Annotated in this window: 21 protein-coding genes; 8 read left to right on the top strand and 13 right to left on the bottom strand. The window is 44.7% G+C overall.

The window, feature by feature from the left end; translation table 11 throughout:
- Window position 1 precedes the first annotated feature (1 nt).
- Both EFE42_RS01435 and EFE42_RS01440 read right to left on the bottom strand, forming a co-directional pair.
- Complete coding sequence (locus tag EFE42_RS01435) at window positions 2-1,144, bottom strand: 3-dehydroquinate synthase II (protein ID WP_123135558.1); 1,143 nt, start codon at window positions 1,142-1,144, stop codon at window positions 2-4.
- A 9-nt stretch (window positions 1,145-1,153) separates the two neighbouring features.
- Window positions 1,154-1,951, bottom strand: coding sequence for a 2-amino-3,7-dideoxy-D-threo-hept-6-ulosonate synthase (locus EFE42_RS01440; RefSeq protein WP_123135559.1), 798 nt, complete (start codon window positions 1,949-1,951; stop codon window positions 1,154-1,156).
- A 156-nt stretch (window positions 1,952-2,107) separates the two neighbouring features.
- On the opposite strand from EFE42_RS01440, the gene EFE42_RS01445 reads away from it, so the two are divergent.
- Entirely contained in the window at window positions 2,108-2,683 is a 576-nt protein-coding gene (locus EFE42_RS01445; RefSeq protein WP_123135560.1) for a GMP synthase subunit A, read from the top strand.
- Window positions 2,684-2,699: 16 nt separating this feature from the next.
- Here the strand turns inward: EFE42_RS01445 and EFE42_RS01450 are convergent, their stop codons facing one another.
- Genes EFE42_RS01450 through EFE42_RS01460 form a run of 3 tightly spaced genes read right to left on the bottom strand, consistent with a single transcriptional unit; the run spans window position 2,700 to window position 4,350 of the window.
- Entirely contained in the window at window positions 2,700-3,527 is an 828-nt protein-coding gene (locus tag EFE42_RS01450) for a TIM barrel protein (RefSeq protein ID WP_123135561.1), read from the bottom strand.
- 1 nt (window position 3,528) lies between these two features.
- A complete protein-coding gene (locus EFE42_RS01455) occupies window positions 3,529-3,858 on the bottom strand; it encodes a hypothetical protein (RefSeq protein WP_123135562.1) in 330 nt (109 codons plus the stop codon).
- A 24-nt stretch (window positions 3,859-3,882) separates the two neighbouring features.
- Window positions 3,883-4,350: a phosphopantetheine adenylyltransferase gene (locus EFE42_RS01460; RefSeq protein ID WP_123135563.1), complete on the bottom strand. Its 468-nt coding sequence runs from the start codon at window positions 4,348-4,350 to the stop codon at window positions 3,883-3,885.
- A 90-nt stretch (window positions 4,351-4,440) separates the two neighbouring features.
- Here EFE42_RS01460 and EFE42_RS01465 point away from each other — a divergent pair, with 90 nt between their 5' ends.
- The 4 genes from EFE42_RS01465 to EFE42_RS01480 all read left to right on the top strand — a co-directional run bounded on the left by EFE42_RS01465 (window position 4,441) and on the right by EFE42_RS01480 (window position 8,037).
- Window positions 4,441-4,881 (top strand): MarR family winged helix-turn-helix transcriptional regulator, encoded by a 441-nt coding sequence (locus EFE42_RS01465; RefSeq protein WP_123135564.1) that lies wholly within the window; start codon window positions 4,441-4,443, stop codon window positions 4,879-4,881.
- Window positions 4,878-6,236: an MATE family efflux transporter gene (locus EFE42_RS01470; protein WP_123135565.1), complete on the top strand. Its 1,359-nt coding sequence runs from the start codon at window positions 4,878-4,880 to the stop codon at window positions 6,234-6,236. The genes EFE42_RS01465 and EFE42_RS01470 overlap by 4 nt, the downstream gene beginning before the upstream one ends.
- A gap of 104 nt (window positions 6,237-6,340) precedes the next feature.
- A complete protein-coding gene (gene radA, locus EFE42_RS01475; RefSeq protein ID WP_123135566.1) occupies window positions 6,341-7,318 on the top strand; it encodes a DNA repair and recombination protein RadA in 978 nt (325 codons plus the stop codon).
- A gap of 38 nt (window positions 7,319-7,356) precedes the next feature.
- On the top strand, window positions 7,357-8,037 hold the full coding sequence (locus tag EFE42_RS01480; protein ID WP_123135567.1) for a phosphoglycolate phosphatase: 681 nt from the start codon (window positions 7,357-7,359) through the stop codon (window positions 8,035-8,037).
- Here the strand turns inward: EFE42_RS01480 and EFE42_RS01485 are convergent.
- On the bottom strand, window positions 8,034-8,291 hold the full coding sequence (locus EFE42_RS01485) for a PRC-barrel domain-containing protein (protein WP_072358742.1): 258 nt from the start codon (window positions 8,289-8,291) through the stop codon (window positions 8,034-8,036). The genes EFE42_RS01480 and EFE42_RS01485 overlap by 4 nt on opposite strands.
- 16 nt (window positions 8,292-8,307) lie before the next feature.
- Entirely contained in the window at window positions 8,308-10,539 is a 2,232-nt protein-coding gene (locus tag EFE42_RS01490) for a CDC48 family AAA ATPase (RefSeq protein ID WP_123135568.1), read from the bottom strand.
- A gap of 406 nt (window positions 10,540-10,945) precedes the next feature.
- Here EFE42_RS01490 and EFE42_RS01495 point away from each other — a divergent pair, with 406 nt between their 5' ends.
- Entirely contained in the window at window positions 10,946-11,149 is a 204-nt protein-coding gene (locus tag EFE42_RS01495) for a TRAM domain-containing protein (RefSeq protein WP_233564679.1), read from the top strand.
- A 155-nt stretch (window positions 11,150-11,304) separates the two neighbouring features.
- Here the strand turns inward: EFE42_RS01495 and EFE42_RS01500 are convergent, their stop codons facing one another.
- Window positions 11,305-11,484, bottom strand: a complete 180-nt coding sequence (locus tag EFE42_RS01500) for an MM0924 family protein (protein ID WP_123135569.1) — start codon at window positions 11,482-11,484, stop codon at window positions 11,305-11,307.
- Between the two features lie 290 nt (window positions 11,485-11,774).
- On the opposite strand from EFE42_RS01500, the gene EFE42_RS01505 reads away from it, so the two are divergent.
- Entirely contained in the window at window positions 11,775-12,713 is a 939-nt protein-coding gene (locus EFE42_RS01505) for a phosphatase PAP2 family protein (RefSeq protein ID WP_158599165.1), read from the top strand.
- A gap of 5 nt (window positions 12,714-12,718) precedes the next feature.
- Here EFE42_RS01505 and EFE42_RS01510 read toward each other — a convergent pair whose 3' ends face one another.
- The 3 genes from EFE42_RS01510 to nikR all read right to left on the bottom strand — a co-directional run bounded on the left by EFE42_RS01510 (window position 12,719) and on the right by nikR (window position 15,452).
- A complete protein-coding gene (locus EFE42_RS01510; RefSeq protein WP_123135614.1) occupies window positions 12,719-13,747 on the bottom strand; it encodes a flippase-like domain-containing protein in 1,029 nt (342 codons plus the stop codon).
- A 94-nt stretch (window positions 13,748-13,841) separates the two neighbouring features.
- Complete coding sequence (locus tag EFE42_RS01515; RefSeq protein WP_123135571.1) at window positions 13,842-14,978, bottom strand: UDP-N-acetylglucosamine--N-acetylmuramyl-(pentapeptide) pyrophosphoryl-undecaprenol N-acetylglucosamine transferase; 1,137 nt, start codon at window positions 14,976-14,978, stop codon at window positions 13,842-13,844.
- A 51-nt stretch (window positions 14,979-15,029) separates the two neighbouring features.
- Window positions 15,030-15,452: a nickel-responsive transcriptional regulator NikR gene (nikR, locus tag EFE42_RS01520; RefSeq protein WP_123135572.1), complete on the bottom strand. Its 423-nt coding sequence runs from the start codon at window positions 15,450-15,452 to the stop codon at window positions 15,030-15,032.
- Window positions 15,453-15,588: 136 nt separating this feature from the next.
- Between nikR and purC the strand changes: the two genes are divergently transcribed.
- Complete coding sequence (gene purC, locus EFE42_RS01525; protein ID WP_123135573.1) at window positions 15,589-16,320, top strand: phosphoribosylaminoimidazolesuccinocarboxamide synthase; 732 nt, start codon at window positions 15,589-15,591, stop codon at window positions 16,318-16,320.
- A 154-nt stretch (window positions 16,321-16,474) separates the two neighbouring features.
- On the opposite strand, the gene EFE42_RS01530 is transcribed toward purC, so the two are convergent.
- Window positions 16,475-17,692, bottom strand: a complete 1,218-nt coding sequence (locus EFE42_RS01530; protein ID WP_123135574.1) for an Nre family DNA repair protein — start codon at window positions 17,690-17,692, stop codon at window positions 16,475-16,477.
- Window positions 17,689-18,048: a transcriptional regulator gene (locus EFE42_RS01535; RefSeq protein ID WP_072560785.1), complete on the bottom strand. Its 360-nt coding sequence runs from the start codon at window positions 18,046-18,048 to the stop codon at window positions 17,689-17,691. The genes EFE42_RS01530 and EFE42_RS01535 overlap by 4 nt, the downstream gene beginning before the upstream one ends.
- Window positions 18,049-18,114: the final 66 nt, after the last annotated feature.

Below are 18,114 nucleotides of genomic sequence, written 5' to 3' on the forward strand. Positions count from 1 at the left end.
TTCATTTCTCTATGATTGTTTCCTGAACTTTCATCCCGAAATGCCTGCCCGTATCTTCCATATGCACCAGCACCTCGTCTCCTTCCTTCAGGGAGGCTATGGATACTGGTTTTCCCTTGGTTGAAACCAATTTTATTGTTTCTGCATTCTGGAGGATATTTTTCACTGTATTACCGTCTTTGGATTGGGCTTCCACAAGCATTAAGGGGCGACGTTCGATCTTAACCCTACCAACAATTCCCTTGCGTTGCTGGCCTTCTGTATTTACAATAGTTACTTCGTCTCCTGCTTCCAGCTCGGATAGGTATCTTGTTTTGTCACCGATCTTAACATAAGCATGAACTGCTCCGGCATTAACCCTGAATGGCCTGGATGCTACATAGGGACTTTCTTCGGATTCAGAATGCACAAGGAACATGCCGGCGGATTGGGAACCCACAAGCATACCTTCCCCTCTTTCCATTAAGTTACAGGTATCCACACAAACCCTGTCGCCCATTCCGACAGGTTCTATCTTGGTGATGGTGGCAGGTACAAGATCAATTCCCTCTACACCTGCTTCTTCTGCAAGTTTTACGGTTTTCTTCAGTGTGTCGGGATTTGCAGTATCCAGCAGGACTCCATCGGACCCATGCTCCATGGTCTCCAGGGCAAGTTTTGCCTCCTCAGGGTCTCTGACACCGGATATTATATTCACTTCTTTGTCCTGGAGTTGCGCTATGAGGTTTTCCAGAGGGATGACTTTCCAGTCCGTGCCGATAGCGATGAGGTAGTCACATTCAGTCCCTATTGCAGCGGCAAATTTCTCATATTTCTTGTCCTGGATTACCACCAGGGCAGCGATGCTCTTTTTCTGGCGTCTCAATGTTGCCAGTTTTTCAAAATCCCGGGAGTTGCTCATGTCCACAGGTAATGGAAGTGTCCCGTCGCCTTCTCCTCCGCGACCGATAACTATTATGTCTGCGGCAGTATCCGCATTATCGGTAAATGCAGCAATCTTGATGTCCCCGAGTTCTCTTGCTTTATCTACATCATCTGCCTCTACCAGAACACAGTCGGCACCTGATTCCAGGGCGCCTGTTATACGCTCCTTCTTGTCTTCCCAATCGCCTTCGTCGGCACGTATCCATACCTGCTTTTTCATTTTGTATCCTCACTGAAGTTGCTTGAGGGCTTCATCCACGGTTTGATTCTTGTGTGCGATCTCTGTGATCGCCCGGGTCATCCGGGTGGGGCTTGGATGCTGGAACACATTTCTGCCAATGGCAACACCACGGGCACCTGCATCCATTGCTTCACGAATCATTTCCAGGAATTCCCTGTCAGTGTTAGTCTTTGGTCCACCTGCAATTACTACGGGTACAGGGCAGCCTTCTACAACCCTGGAGAAACTTTCAATGTCTCCGGTGTAGACGGTCTTGATTACGTCAGCTCCAAGTTCAGCTCCTACACGGGCAGCATGGGCTACCATCTGTGGATCCCTCGGATTTGTGACCTTTCTGCCTCGGGGGTACATCATCGCAATCAAAGGTATGCCCCAGTAGTCACATTGCCTACCTATGTGACCCAGTATCTTAAGTTGTTCGGATTCGGTTTCCGATCCCACATTGATGTGTACGGATACGGCATCTGCTCCTATGCGGGATGCTTCCTCTACGGTGCAGACCAGCACTTTGTCATTGGGATCAGGTCCCAGTGAAGTTGATGCACTCATATGGATTATGAGTCCTACATCATGACCATATCCTCTATGACCGTGAAGGATCATGCCTTTTTGCATAAGTACTGCATTGGCTCCTCCTTCAGCAACGCTATTTATGGAATCTGCTATGTTAATCAATCCCTTTATTGGTCCATCTGTAATTCCATGGTCCATAGGTATGATAACCATATTCCTGCTGTCTCTGTCCATGATTCTTTCAATTCGAATTTGTTTTCCTATTTCTGGCATATTATCACTCCGCAGTTATCGTGTTAGTATGTGACATGGTATCACTCAACTCTATTTATAATTTTCCCCTTTATTTTCTATAAGCGTTTGTGTATATAAAGAAAGTTAATATTTTGCCGGAATAAGCTTATATATGCAGTTCTCCTTCTGGCAGACATGGAAGAGTTGAGAATCCTTGTAATCAATAATCACGGACAATTCTGTCACCTTATTCACAGGACCGTAAGGGATCTTGATATGGATACAAGTATTGTTCCCAACACAACCCCGGTTGAGGAGATCCTTGCCGAAAAACCGGATGGACTGATCTTTAGTGGCGGTCCTTCTCTGGAAAGAGGAGGTCTATGTGAAGAATACGCAAAAGAACTGGATATTCCTATTCTTGGCATATGCCTGGGTCACCAGCTCATCGCACATGCCTATGGAGGGTCCACAGGAGTCGGCAGCCATGGCGGATATGCTGCCGTGGATGTAGAGGTTGTGGAGGAGGATGATATTCTCAAGGGCCTTGGTCCCCGCATTTCTACCTGGGCTTCGCACGGGGATGAGGTTACAGAACTACCGCCGGGTTTTGTGAAACTTGCCTGCTCTGATATATGCGGTATCGAAGCGATGAAACATCCAGACAAACCGCTGTACGGTGTCCAGTGGCATCCTGAGGTTGCACATACGGACAAAGGCGAGGAATTATTCATGAATTTCTTCGATGCTTGTGCAAATTATAATAAGTAAAGGTCCCGCCAGTTCTTTACTTATTTTCATAAGTCTTCTGCAGCAGGAGGGCGTCTTCTTCCAGATTTGGACTCTCACAGATTACAAGCCCTTGCGCCCCGAAATCTTTCAGTGCCTCCATGAGTTCTGAATATTTCAGGTCTGATTCCTCAAGCACAAGATGATTCTTTTCGCCTTTGTCTGTATACTCGATTCCCGAAATATGCATGTGCATGTTTCTCAGACCTTCCTTGCCCAGGTATTCCTCAACCTTTTGCAGCACTGCACTGAATTCTGCATAGCTGTTTTCCTCACCTTTTGAGCGGGCGTGCAAATGGGCAAAATCGATGCATGGCAGGACACCTTCAACACCTGCTGAAAGAGCGAGGGTTTCTTCCAGATTGCCAAACTGGCTGGGTTTACCAGTGGTTTCCGGACGCAAAGTCGCGTTTATTCCTTCATCTTCAAGTTGGCCTGCAAGTTCTTCCAGCAGAGTCTCTACCTTTGGAAAAACGGTGTTCCCATTTTGTTCATGGTAGTAGGCCGGATGGAACACTATTGAGCTGGCTCCACAGATATTGCCTATGTAGGCAGAATCATAGATGCGTTTGATGCTGGCCTGGATTTTTTTTTCTTCTTTTGAATTCAGGTTTATGTAGTAGGGTGCATGTACACTCAGGGCAATCCCTGTTTTGAGGGCTGTATCTGCGATCTTTTCCGCAGTGGGTTCTTTCATGCGCACTCCCCGTACAAATTCCAGTTCCATGCAACCCAACCCGAGCTCTTTTACCCGCCGGATGCCGCCTTCGCTTCCCCTGCCTTTAGCACTAAGGGGTGTGCCGGCAGTTCCGAAAAGGAGAGGCAATTCAGATCATCCCCAACTTATCCTTGAGTTCTTCCAGTTTTTCAGGTGAAAATCCCTCAAGAACACTGAAAAAAGAATCCATGTCCTCATCTTCCAGCCCCCTGACATCCTCTTTTCCCTCAATTGCAAGGTCTGCCAGGTATTCCACATCTTCCCGTTTCAGTTTTTCCAGGCGATTGCGGAAATCTTCTCCTGATTCGGCAAAACGATGGGAAATCGGCCTGAGAATAAATGGATAAGGGTGTCCCATCTGTGAAATATTGTTTTCGCCGGCTTCGGGGGCAAGTTTGTTAAAAATGTCCATGTCTCTGTCTGTAAATTCCCGTCCCATGCAGGAAAATAAGAGATTTTTCCTTTAAAACTTTCCTCTCAGGCGACCATGTATATCGATCTCTCCATTTGATATACGGGTTGATGATATGGGTTCTTCATCCTCTGCCATAACATAGTCAATTTTGACAATTTCAAGTTGCTCTTTCCCATCCTGCCTGCGGAGTTTGTTTATTTTTTCAGCAACAGCATATGTTTCCGGGGAAACCACAATATAGCGGTAGTCACCACTGACGGTGGTGCCAAAAGGATCTTCCAGTTTTTCGATCTGGTAATTTTTGTCAGGAATATCAAGGCTGGCAATATAATCTTCAAGCTGGTTGAGACGGGTGGCATAGGGGGGTATTTTCCTGTCTTTTTTCCCTGCCATCGAGTCGGATGTTAGGCCGATGTCAAGTAAATCTCCCGCCGCGATTTCAAAAGCCCTGCGAAGAAGTTTACGATGACCATCATGGAGGTATTCGAAGGTGCCTCCCACAGCAGTTTTTGGCATAGTTTGTGTGAGGTTTTCCCGGTTGATAAATATTTGTAAATATTAGTTGCATACGCAACAATTATATAACTCCAATTTCATCCCCCGGCTATGAATCAGGACGAACATGTGCACAGTTTGGGAGCAATGATTGCCTGCCTTCACCGGCACAACCTGCGTTATCTTTCGCAGGAACTGGAAATATATGGGATAGGCGGCGGTCAATTCAGGTTTTTGCTTGCTCTGTACCATGTTGAAGGTATTCGTCCTGAGGAATTATCCCGCATGCTGATGGTCAACCGGGCCACCGCCACAAGGGCATTGAAAAGACTTGAAAAAGCGGGTTATGTGCAGCGGACCCCGGATCCAAAAGACAGGCGCGCATTGGTGATTAACCTTACAGAGGAAGGTCACCGCATGCATCGTTTTATCCGCCAGCTTTCACAAAAACGAAGTGAAAGTATGCTTGCTGGTTTTTCAGAAGAGGAAAAAACCCTCTTCAGAAATTTGCTGGAGAAGGCCATTTCCAATTGTGGGGAGGCCTGTAAGTGAAAGAGCAGAGCCGTGCCCTCGGGGAGGAAAGTATTGGCAAACTTCTTTTCAGGCTTTCAGCGCCTGCCACTGTGGGTATGGTTGTTATGGGCCTGTACAATATAGTGGATACTATTTTTGTAGGTCGTGCCCTGGGTGGGGAAAGTGTCCAGGGTATTGGTGGTATTGCGGTCAGTTTCCCTGTAATAATGATAGCGATGGCTGTTTCCCTGGCGATCGGTCTGGGTGGCTCTTCCATAATTTCCCGCCGGTTGGGTGGCGATGATCTGGAAGGTGCGGAACGTACCTTTGGTAATATGGTCGGTCTGTCTCTTTCTCTGGGATTTCTGGTCTTTATCTTCGGCTCAATTTTTATTGTTCCCATTCTCAAAGCCTTCGGAGCAACACCGACGATATTGCCTTTTGCCAGGGATTATTTACAAATTATACTTTATGGTACTCCTTTAATCACGTTTGCCCAGGCTATCAATAATGTGGTGAGGTCTGAAGGCAATGCCAAAGTCGCTATGTATACAATGCTTATAGGAGCCGGCCTCAACATATTACTTGATCCCATCCTCATATTTGGTCTTGACATGGGTATCAGGGGGGCTGCGGCTGCAACTGTCATCTCCCAGTTTGCCACAACAATATTTCTGATACATTATTTCCTGTCGGGTAAAAGTAGCCTGCAATTCCATGCGGGTTTTATGAGACCGGATAAGGGCATAATCAGCGAAATGGTTGCAATCGGGGCATCTCCTTTTGCACGTAATTCTTCCACTAGTGCTATAGTGGTAGTTGTGAATAATATCCTGGCATTGTATGGCGGGGATGTCTCGATTGCAATTTATGGTATCTTTAACCGCATGCTTATGTTTTCCTTTATGCCGATGATAGGGCTGCTGCAGGGTATGCAACCGATAATTGGATTTAATTATGGGGCACATAAATTCGAGAGGGTAAGAGACACATTGCGTATCTCCGTGATAATCTCATCTGTGATTGCAGTGGCAGGTTTCTTAATGTTGTTCTTTTTCGCATCTTATCTTTTTTCGATTTTTACAACAGATGCAACTCTTATAAAGGAAGGTACAGATGCTACGAAGATCATGGTCCTTGCTGTCCCTCTGCTTGGTATCCAGTTTGTGAGTGGTGGTATGTATCAGGCACTGGGTAAGGCACGGCCCTCTTTCATTCTTTCAACAGCCAGGCAGGTGTTTCTGCTTCCCCTTGTACTTGTTTTGCCCTGGTTTTTTGATACCACCGGTGTGTGGATAGCGTTCCCGGTTTCGGACCTTCTGGCAGTTCTGCTTGCAGTGTATATGTTCATGAAAGAATACAGGTTACTTGAAAGGAGATCATCGGGTTCCTGAATACTTTCAATTCGCTTTGACTACATATAAATACGTTCAGCAGGATAGCATCATAAGTACAGTGTACAAGAGGGAAAACCAGTGCACCTAAAGGAGTATCAGATATGAGTGAAATTTTGCTTGAAGAACTTGATCATGTAGGGCCGGCAACAGCCCAGAAATTGAATGATGCGGGGTATAACAGTGTGGAAGCAGTTGCAGTTGCTTCCCCTTCCGAACTTGTGGCAACTGCCGAGATCGGGGAATCTACCGCTGCTAAGATCATAAGTGCCGCTCGCAGCGCAGCCGATATAGGTGGCTTCGAAACAGGGGATTTTGTGATGCAAAGGCGCATGGAAGTGGGTAAACTCCGCACGGGTTGCGAAGAATTCGATGAATTGATGGGCGGAGGGATAGAAACCCAATCAATCACCGAGATGTATGGGGAATTCGGCTCCGGTAAAACCCAGATAGCCCATCAGCTGGCGGTTAATACGCAGTTGCCAAGGGAAATGGGCGGACTTGACGGTTCAGTCATAATCATAGACACAGAGAACACCTTCCGTCCTGAACGTATTGAGCAGATGGTTGCGGGTCTTTCACAAAAATTTGAACAGGATTTTGATCCTGCCGAGTTCTTGAAGAATATACATGTGGCAAGGGCTTACAATTCCAATCACCAGATCCTTTTGGTAGATGCAGCAATGGAAATGGCTAACAATCTCAAAAATACGGATAAACCAGTCAGGCTGGTTATAGTGGATTCCTTAACAGCTCACTTCAGGGCCGAGTATGTGGGCAGGGGTACACTGGCTGACAGGCAGCAGAAACTGAACAAGCATCTGCATGACCTGCAACGTTTCGGGGACCTGAATAATGCCTCTGTGATAGTTACCAATCAGGTAATGTCAAAACCGGATGCATTCTTTGGTGATCCAACCCGTCCGATTGGAGGTCATATTCTGGGGCATACTGCCACCTTCAGGCTCTATATACGCAAATCCAAGGGGGACAAGAGGATCGTGAAACTCGTGGATTCGCCTTGCCTGCCTGATGGAGAAGCTGTTGCGTGTATTACCACAGATGGTCTCTGCGATGCCTGAGAAAAATTATATTATCAAACGTGTCCATTTGTCCCATAATGAAATTCAAAGCACTTGCAATAGATATTGACGGTACGATCACCTATAGTGATCGCCGTCTTCATTTTTTAGCAGCAGAACATCTGAGAAATTTGGGAATTCCGGTAATTCTTGCCACCGGAAACATTCTCTGCTATGCTGCAGCAACTTCCAAGCTTATAGGCCTTGGAGGTAAAGTTATTTCTGAAAACGGTGGGGTAATTTCCACCGGATTTGATTCCACTCCTCATATTTCTGAAAGTATGGAGGAATGTGAAAAAGCATTTTCCTATCTTTCCAGTCGTTTTGATCTGATTCGGCTTGATGGTGACCTGAGAAAGACTGAAATCGCCCTGAGGCGCAATGTCAATGCAGATGATTTACAGACAAGTCTTGAAAGGGCAGGCTTTACTATAGAAGTTATTGACACACAGTTTGCCCTGCATATAAAAAGTAAAAAGGTCAATAAGGGTACTGGCCTTGAAAAAATAGCATCCCTTATGGGTCTGGATGTTTCTGATTTTATTGCAATCGGCGACTCCGTAAATGACCGGGAAATGCTTGAGCTAGCAGGTTACGGAATCGCTGTAGGCAATGCGAATCCCGGATTAAAGTTGATAGCCGATCATGTGACCTCCACGTCCTTCGGGGAAGGTACAGTGGAGGCTCTGGACATATTACGTCGAAAAAGTTTCTTTTAATCCAGACTGGTGGCTATCTGTTTATCCACCACAATATAATCCTTGATCGAACGGACGGCCTTGAAGGGGATCTTCAAAAACTGCCCGTCGGTAACATATTTAGATGTGTCAAGCCCGATATCTGGTTTGACCATCAGGTCTTCAAGTTTGCCGGTTTTGACTTCCATTACTATATTGTCGAGTATACCAATTTCTGTTCCGTCTGTTGTCATGACCTGTTTGTTGGATAGGTTTTTTGCAAATACCTTTGGCATTCTCATAACCTCCTTTTCAAATGTATCCTGTAAATGAGCCTGCGTCTGTCTTGCGGATTGATCCGCCTTTCAATTTATCTTGAACCCGGCTGTAGAAGTCTATCATGTCCTCATTGACCGTTGGCTTTACTTTTTCCATAGCTGAAAGGAAATGTCTTTTGCTTACCTTTTCATTATCAAAATTTTCTCTCAGGGATAACATTGCTGCTTCCCTGCATATGGATTCTATATCTGATCCAACGTAGCCTTCAGTCATTGTGGCAAGTTCCTTTAGGTCAACATCACTATCCAGGGGTATACCCATTGTGTGAATGCGGAATATTCTTTCCCTGCCCTCGGCGGGTGCGGCTCCTACCATTACAAGCCTGTCAAATCTTCCTGATCGCAGTAATGCCGGATCAATAAGGTCGGGCCTGTTGGTGGCTGCAATGACAACCACTTCATTCAGGGGTTCAAGTCCATCCATCTCGGTAAGCATCTGATTGACAACCTGTTCGGAAACCCGGCTGCCTACATCACTGCCACCCTGTCTTGTCGAAGAGATAGCATCGATTTCGTCAAAGAATATTATACAGGGTGCAACCTGTCGTGCTTTTTTGAAAGTATCACGAATTGCCTTTTCAGATTCCCCCACGTATTTGGACAATATCTGGGGCCCTTTGACACTGATGAAATTGGCATTAGCTTCGTTTGCCACAGCTTTGGCAAGCAGGGTTTTGCCTGTCCCCGGAGGGCCATATAAAAGTATTCCTGTGGGAGGTTTGATACCCATCTGGCTTATTTTATCGGGCCATTTAAGCGGCCATTCGACTGCTTCGCTGATATCTTTTCTGGCCAGGTCCAGCCCGCCAACGTCGTCCCATCCCACAGACGGTATTTCAACCATGACTTCCCTCATTGCCGAGGGCTCAATTTCCTTCAGGGCTTCCTCGAAGTCATCGGGCGTGACTTCCAGTTTATCGAGTATTTCCTGTGGAATTTCCTCTTCATCGAGATTGATGTCAGGAAGCAATCTCCTCAGTGCCCTCATGGAGGCTTCCTGTACAAGGGCTAATAGATCGGCTCCCACAAAACCCTGGGTATATTCTGCCAGGTGTTCAAAATATTCTTCATCGATATCTTCGTTCAGAGGCATTCCACGGGTGTGGATCTGAAGTATTTCGAGCCTGTCTTCACTATCGGGAACGCCGATTTCGATTTCCCTGTCAAATCTGCCCGGGCGGCGCAGGGCCGGGTCAATAGAATCAAGCCTGTTTGTGGCTGCAATTACAACTACCTGTTTACGTTCATCCATTCCATCCATCAGGGTGAGAAGCTGGGCTACAACCCTTCTTTCTACTTCTCCGGTGACGTCTTCCCTTTTTGGGGCAATGGAATCGACTTCGTCAACAAATATTATCGAGGGGGCATTCTCCGCAGCTTCATCAAATATTTTTCGTAGCCTTTCCTCACTTTCCCCGTAATATTTTCCCATTATTTCCGGACCGGCAATGTTGATGAAATGGGCGTTAGATTCACTTGCAACCGCTCTTGCTATCAGGGTTTTCCCTGTGCCGGGTGGTCCATAGAGAATAACACCCTTTGGTGGGTCTATATTTAGACGCAGGAAGAGCTCGTGATGTTTCAACGGAAGTTCTATCATTTCACGTACCCGTTGAATTTCGGTTCTAAGCCCGCCGATATCCTCGTAATTGATACCTCTGGCAGCTCCCTCATAACCCACTACAGGTTTCTGCTGGAGTTGGATCTCAGTATTTTCATTGATGATAAGTATGCCATCAGATGGCTCGGTTTCAACAGCTATTAGGGGAATGGCCTGACTACCCGGGGTAGTTTGCCCCATGGAACTGATTATAGGAATAATGTCACCTTTTACAAGGGGACGTTTCAGGATATTATGTTTGATAACGGCACTTGTATTGTCACCAAACTCCATGACGATTCCCTCTGGAGGTGCAAGGAGTACTTTTTCTGCGGGTATTGGCTCTGCCTTACTAAGTGTTATCCTCTCACCAATCCCCACTTCTGCATTCTGTCGTGTATAACCATCTATACGGGCAATTCCCTGTCCCCAATCCTGTCTGTCAGCACGCCATACCTTTGCCGTAGTTTGGCGCTTTCCTTCGATTAGGACAATGTCTCCGGGGGAAAGCTGCAGGCTCAGGAGGGTACTCGGATCAAGTCGTATTATACCCCTGCCAAAATCGATAGGATGCGCTTTCTCCACTTTTATCTGTAACTCTTCCATTTAGTTCATCCCGAAAATATGTTGTACTGATATGTCTATCTTATTAAATTCCCAAATGATATATATTTATGGTACTGCCCCTGTTTTTTCTTCTTGCAAAGGTTTGAAAGGACACAGCGTAAAACCCCTGGGTCTTTAGCCCAGGGGATATAAGCGTCAACTTACCCATGATTTAATAACTTCCTTTAACTCAGAATCGATACCAGAAATACAGAAAAGTATATAAACCTTTGAATCACATGATACTTACGATGTTAAGGCACCCTCGGGACGAGGGGAAGGGCCTGTGGACTTGTGAACGTGAGTTCAAAGGATGAAGCAGGAAGCCCCTGAGTCTTTAGCTCAGGGATAGTTCACTAATTTGTGCCTTCTAGAAAGGCTAATTTAAATAAGGATGTGTATTAGTTTGTTCGAACGTGTTGAATCAAGTGCTCCGGTAGAAGCTGGAGAAACCTACGATGTTGTGATTGAAGATATTGCCAAGAAAGGCGACGGAATAGCCCGTGTTGACGGTTTTGTCATTTTTGTGCCCGAAACAGAAGTGGGCGATGAACTTTCAATTAAAGTAACCAAAGTCCTTTCGAAATTCGCTTTTGGAGAAGTAGTCTGAAATTTCTATTTCACAAACCGACAGGCAAATGCCTGTCATCTATTTTTTACCTTGTCTTTATCAAAGTAATGTTTCAGGTTTTGCCTTTTTTGCAAATCAATAGAGTTGCAGGCTTGAATCCCATAAAAAAGTACAGGCATTAGCCTGCTTGAAATTTATTTTTCTTCCCAGACAGCTATGATCTTGTCGATGGCTAAATGGGTGTATTTGTTGTCTTTATTTATGGTCAGCACGCCGTCTGCGCATGCTTCCACGGTTCCTTTAAAGATATCGGGGCCGCCACAATAGATATCAAGTTCGGTTCCAAGGTAATGTTCTACTATGAAAGATTGCATGAATTTCCCTCCTTTTTCGATAATTGATCTATGGTTTGAATGTTAATATTTTTTACGGGTTAACAGGTAGTTCTTCCCTAGGATCATTGTTTGTCCTGCAACCAATTGAAATATGGACTTTATGGCTATCTACCTAAAATATATATATAAGTCTCCGCATATAGAAAGCCGGTAGGTCGGATATGTATTCTTTCATTCATCTTTTGCTCTCTGAGATTATATCCAGTTTCAGTGGGCAATGGTTATCTCAATATATAATGACAATCGTAACGATTCCATTATTATTTCTTATGGTTACTGTTGGGTATGTTTTTTTTGTACCTGTCGAAAGCAGGCGTCCTGAATTCAGCAGCATGAAAGGATTTTTCCATTTTGTGGTGGATGTTGCTATTTATGCCATCCCCATGCTAATAGTTTTTGCACTTGTGCATATGCAAACAACTGCTGCCACATTGCTGGGAGTTCCGGCAAACCAGAATTATGCCCGCTACATCATGATCTTGGAAGGTAATTCAGTAAGCCTGCTTCAGGAAATGGCTACCCCGCTGTTAACTTATGTAAGCGGTTTCTTTTATCTTTTAATGTTTCCTTTCTTAATGGTATTCACATTCCTGCTTCTGGTTTACCTGCAAAGGCACAAAGCCGTTCAGGAATTTGTGGTGGCTTTCATCCTGATTTATATGCTGGCATTTCCGTTCTACGTACTGTTCCCTGTTCATGTGACCGGTTATACCCTTTCAGGTGTCAGTCCGCTTCTTTATAATTTGAGCCCCCTCATAGCCGAAGGTGTGCGTATTGTGGATCCTGAACTGAATAATAGTTTCCCGAGTCTCCATGCGGCTCTTTCTGTAATGGCTATGATTATGGTCCTGCATAATGTAAAATCCCGCAGATATCAGGCTTTTGCCGTTATTACCACAGCAACAATTCTTTTCACAATTCTCTATCTGGGGATTCACTGGCTGAGCGACCTTATAGGGGGTACATTGCTTGCGATTGTATGTTGTATGATTGCTTTTCGCTACAGTGAGCATTTATTTGCCTTTTATCGCTGGATTGTCGTCATGGCAGCCTGGAAGTTCAAAGGTCCGGCACTACCCTGCGTGGGATGTAACAGGCGTATATATTTTGATTCGGTCATGCAATGTGATTATTGTGGTACTGAATATAACATCAAATCCCGTGTGGGATCATTGTTAAAACGCTTCAGAAAGCGTTTCTTTTCATAAGGGGATCATTTTAGAAGTTCGTCGACTTCAACAGTATCCTTGAGTATCTTGAAGCTCACAAACCCACCGACAAGCAGGTTCATGTAGAATGTCAGTGCCCTCCATGCCACCACAATGATTCCCAGCATATAAGTAGGCACGAAAACTGAAAACAGTGTGGTTGCCCCAATCTCCGCCACGCCGCTGGAACCTGGTGTTGCAGGTATAATTATCACAATCATCAGTAGAACCTGGGCCGCATAAACAATGATTATGGAAGGGTACTGGTTTAGGCCCATGAGAAGTACGGGCAACATGGAAAATTCAATGAACCAGAATGCAAATGTGCATAATATTCCTGCGATTAACCCCTGCCTGCCTTCTTTCAGGAAAAAGAAAATACTGTAGTGAAATTCTTCGAGTTCGGTGTCAATTTTTTCGGAGACTTTACAGAAAAAATGTTGTTTTTCCTCTCCAAAAAAATTACTGCATTTTTTTACAGACCATTGGAGAAACCTACGTGTATAATGAGGTTTCCATATTGCATACAAAAGCATTCCAAGTACAAAGAAAAGAAATACTTCCCCAAATAAAAGAAGGCTGTCAAGTTTGCTATTGCCCAACACTTCCCCAAAAAAGGATAGCGCAAATGGTGCGGCTGTTAATATTATTATAGCATCCAGTACCCTTTCACCAAGCACGACTGCGGTGGCACTTCCTACAGGCATCCGATCACTCTGAAGCAGATGTATCCTCAATGGCTCTCCTCCTACAGATGAAGGGGTCATTGCTGCAAGGAACGAGCTGGATATAACAATTTCAAATGCCTTTTTGATTTCAAGGTGGTACCCCAGGGCTCCAGCCATTATTTTAGTCCGGATTCCCCACATAGCAAATCCCAGCAAATGAATACCAGCAGCTACAACAAGGTAAAGTGGGCGGATATTGTAAAGACTCTCCGTAGTTTTAGGGTCGATTGTGTAAACGAATACCCCAATTATTGTTACAATACTGATTATTGAAGAAACAGCAAGCCATTTTGCGAATTTATTCATCCTTTGCACCTGGTCTTTTTTGCTGGATGCCATGCTGGTAACGATTTTGCGGAATCAGCATGCAGAGGCTATTCTCTAGATGTATATCAGACATTTATATTCTTTGGTATGCTATATCTTCGAGTATCTTTCTCAGTTTTTCTGGTCCATTTATTTCACCGGCAAGTTCTTTCATTTGTTCGGTTTTATCCCTGTACTTGCCGTTTACGGCTTCTCTGACAGCTTCGAGTATTTCCGAAGCTGAAGCCTTGTAATCCATCTGTTTTCCACATCCTTTAGCTTCAAGTCCCTCTGCATTATTTTGCTGTTCGCTATGTCCCCTGTCAGGGAATGACAACATTGGCACGCCATAGGCAAGAGCCTCCATCATCGTTGTATGGCCACCAGGGGCAATTGCCAGGTCGCAGCTTTTAAGATAGGGGAACTGGTCGGGAATAAATGGTAGAAGTTCTGCATTATCAGGAAGGGGGGGTAGCTCTTCTTTATCAAGACCGGGGCCGGAGAGCAGGGTATAGTTGATGGTGCTATCCATACTGGCAGCTTCGATTATTCTGCGGAAAATAGGTGCTCTGTAACCAAAACCACCTATGAGGGAAAGGACATGAGGTCTGGGCAGATCCTGTGCTATCACATCTCCATAATTTCTGGCGGGCAGAGGGCCCGTATACTCCACTTTTGAAATAGATTCATCCTCAAAGTTGAGATTCAGTGCACAGATTGTATTGGGTTGTGGGTAATCGGGTATGATTGTCCTATCCACGCGTTTGAAAATTCCGTTGTAGAATTCTTTCGCAATTTTTCCCAGGCCCTGAAACAAATAATTCTCCTGAAAGAATATTTCCATATTGGATTGGTTTACCATCAATGCAACAGGTATCTTTCTTCTCAGGGCCGTTATAGTTCCAAGGTAATAACTGTCCGAGAGAATTACATCCGGTTTTTCTTCGTCAACAAGGTTTTGAACATTGAAAAGGCCGGCTACCTGTCCCAACTTAATACTCTCCTTTATGGATTTTGCCAGGTTAAGAGAGCCTTTCTCTCCCACAAGTCGAATTTCAGGAGGGATATCTCTTACATTCATTCCATGTTCTGCCAGAAACTGTGCGGAATAGCCATAAGCACCACAGGTGACTTCATGTCCTGCCCTGGATAATTCCCTGCCGGCTGCAAGGCACCTGCCTGTATGACCAAGCCCCTCCCCACAAACGAATATGAATATCTTGAGTGACATATTTATGGATTATTCTTTTTTACTGATACTATGTTCAATTAATGTCATTCTTCACAATTTTTCTGCAGGTGGTGTTGTGTTGAGTTTGACATACTTGACACCTTTCAGGGAAATGAGATTTTCATCAAGTTTCTTTATTTTCTCCCCGTCCCCGTCAAAGATTATGATTTCCATACAATTCTCAGGGTCAAGATGTATATGGATTGAAGTTTTAATAAGGTCTGTGTAGCCATGTTGTGCGTCTGCAATGGCATTGGACAACCCTCTTTTTGTATGATCATAGATCAGGGTTATAGTACCAACTCTTCTGCCACTGATATCGCCCATCCATTCATGATAATTTATATAATTTCGAATAGCATCCCTTATTCCTTCAGACCGGGATGAGTAACCACGCTGTTCTATAATGGAATCAAACTTTTCCAGCAGATTATTGGGCAGGGAAACTCCGATTCGCATAAGTTCTTGTTCCATGTTATCACCTTTATTTCAATTGTTTTGCGTATTAATAATATTTTGTGTTACTTTAAGTTGCTATATATTATACTATGTGTAAACGTTGTGATAGATTTATATTGGATTTTGTGTATCTACTATGGAAGGAGATTGCATGATGTCTGATATCCAGGTCAAGGAAGAACTATACTCAGGAAAGGCCAAGACCATCTATACAACGAATGATCCGGAAGTACTTGTATCCCATTTCCGGGACAGTCTTACCGCTTTTGATGGCAAGAAGAAAAGTGAAGCTGAGAAAAAGGGATATTATAATGCCCAGATATCTCGCAAGTTGTTCGAGATGCTTGAAGATGAGGGTATAAATACCCATTATCTTGGGATGTTTGACGATGAACGGATGCTTGTGGAAAAAGTGGAAATAATTCCTATTGAGGTGATTCCACGCAACATAGCTGCAGGTTCTATCACCCGGAAATATCCCTTCAATGAAGGGGACGAATTCAAAGAACCCGTGCTTGTTATGGATTATAAGAGCGATGAATATGGGGATCCCATGCTGAACGAGGACATAGCCATTTCCCTCGGGATAGCCACAAGTGAGGATATTGCAAAGATCCGTGAACTTGCCCTGAATATCAATTCCATTCTCAAAACGTATATGGAAAACCAGGGCCTTTTACTCGTTGACTTCAAACTTGAGTTCGGTTGGGCAAACGGTGAAATTGTGCTTGCCGATGAAATATCCTGTGACACCTGTCGTTTTTGGGATGCAGGTACCCGTGAATCCCTGGATAAGGATGTATTCAGGTTTAACAAGGGTGATGTCTCCGGAACCTATGAAAAATTGGCGCGCCGCCTTGTCCCCGAAATATTTGAAAATTGAACTGTAAATATCATTGCTGGCAGGCTGTTGGCTGTATGCTTTAAGTCTGTTTGGTGTATGCGGTTGTCTTCATCAATTCTGTAAGATGTCAGGCTCCGCTACATCCCCTTTCTTTTTCTAACCATTTTTATTGCTGCATACCGGCTGTGGATACTTATGACAAAAACCGTGATAGCGTTGTTTGCTCCTTTACATAAGGCAGAAGCTCTGATTTTTCTCTCCACTGGTAGAAGGGTGTATTGATGCGTCTACTCATATCCATCAGTGCTTCTTCCAGTGTTTCAAAAGAATCTGGCTTTGTTGAAAGAGCATTGCGTGCGGCTTCTCTGACAACCCATACCCCCAGGGGTGCCCAGTAATCAGGAGTAATTTCTCTGATCGCAAATACTGCAGCCTGTTTTCTTATGTTTTCAAGTTTTTCCAGAACCGGCAGACGGGCTGCATAATAGCCTCCTGCCAGGGGAGAGTATCCTTTTTTCCCTGAAGTTCCTTCCATGTCCTGCCCAATCCAGACTTTGTCTGCAGACCACACCGTACGTGCCATCCACAATTCCAGCAGCTCAAAAGAATAACTCCTGGGTATCAACAGTATTTCGAAATGGTTTCCAAGGCTACCTCCGCTGTATAGTTGTATGTCCTTTATTTCGGGGTAATCCAGTAAACCTTTTGACAGTTCTTTGCCCACCATATCATCTGTGGCGGTAATTGCCCAGCGGGTGGGGACAAGTTTTGTTTCCTGCCCGAGCAAACCGATGGAAAGAAGCCGTGTAATATGTTCACAGCCAACCTTGTGGCCATAAAGTTCCAGGGCAGCATCCGTGGCTTTTACATCGGTATCATAGGTCAGGTAGTCAACTTTACCAGGAACCTTCGGATTTTCTGCGATATCAAAACTTTCCATTTTTCCGGCCGGCCCCATCGGTGTGAGTACACCATCGAATTTTTGGGCAGGCTTTAAGGGTTTGCTGAGCAACACTTCTGTATCCACAGGTTTGCGGGAAAGTGCCATTTCCTGGGCTTTTTCTATCAGGCGACTTTTTTCAAATTGTTTTACTTTGACAGTAGTGTTAGCCCGTACCAGCTGGCACCTTTTTTGTATGATCTCGTCGATTCCCATGCCAAGGAGTGCATGAGGGTCCTCCAGCTGTGCAGCGTCCTCACTTTCCATTAAAGGAGGTATCATGGGTCCGGCACTTACCTCGGGATAGCCATACCTACCAACAAATACAGCAGGTGGAGATGCTCCAAAAATAGTTTTTTCCCCTTGCTTTTGAGGGGAATGTTTAGCGGTGGCCCTGAATTTTTCAAGTATGGGGCACCGCGCTCTTCCACAAAGTCCTTTCCCTTTACATTCAATACACCGGTTTTTCAATCATCTTCACCGCACAGGATACAATATCCTACTTCTGGTGCATTCTTGTAAAGCCAGCCGGACTTCTGGACATGTTTGCATACTTCACACATACGTTTTACTTTTTGCTTGGGGGTTAGGCCATCCGTTGCAAGACAGAAGGCAAAATTACGGATTTCTTCATTTGTATTTTCAGAAAATCCTACTTCTGCACCTCTTTTCTCACTGACGTACTGAGATACGGCGGCTCTTGACAGGCCCAATAGGTTGGCCACCTGTTGCTGTGTGCACTTATGTTCATTCATAAGCTCACGTGCAAGTACGGCTCTTATGGCTGGCAATACCCTTTGCACCATTATTTCACAGGTAGGTTTCATTTAATGGTATCCTCTATGTTATTTTTATTCAGATGACACTAATCCCTCTCTTTACTGCAGGATAAG

It is taken from the genome of Methanohalophilus sp. RSK, from assembly GCF_003722075.1.
Classification (GTDB): Archaea; Halobacteriota; Methanosarcinia; order Methanosarcinales; family Methanosarcinaceae; genus Methanohalophilus.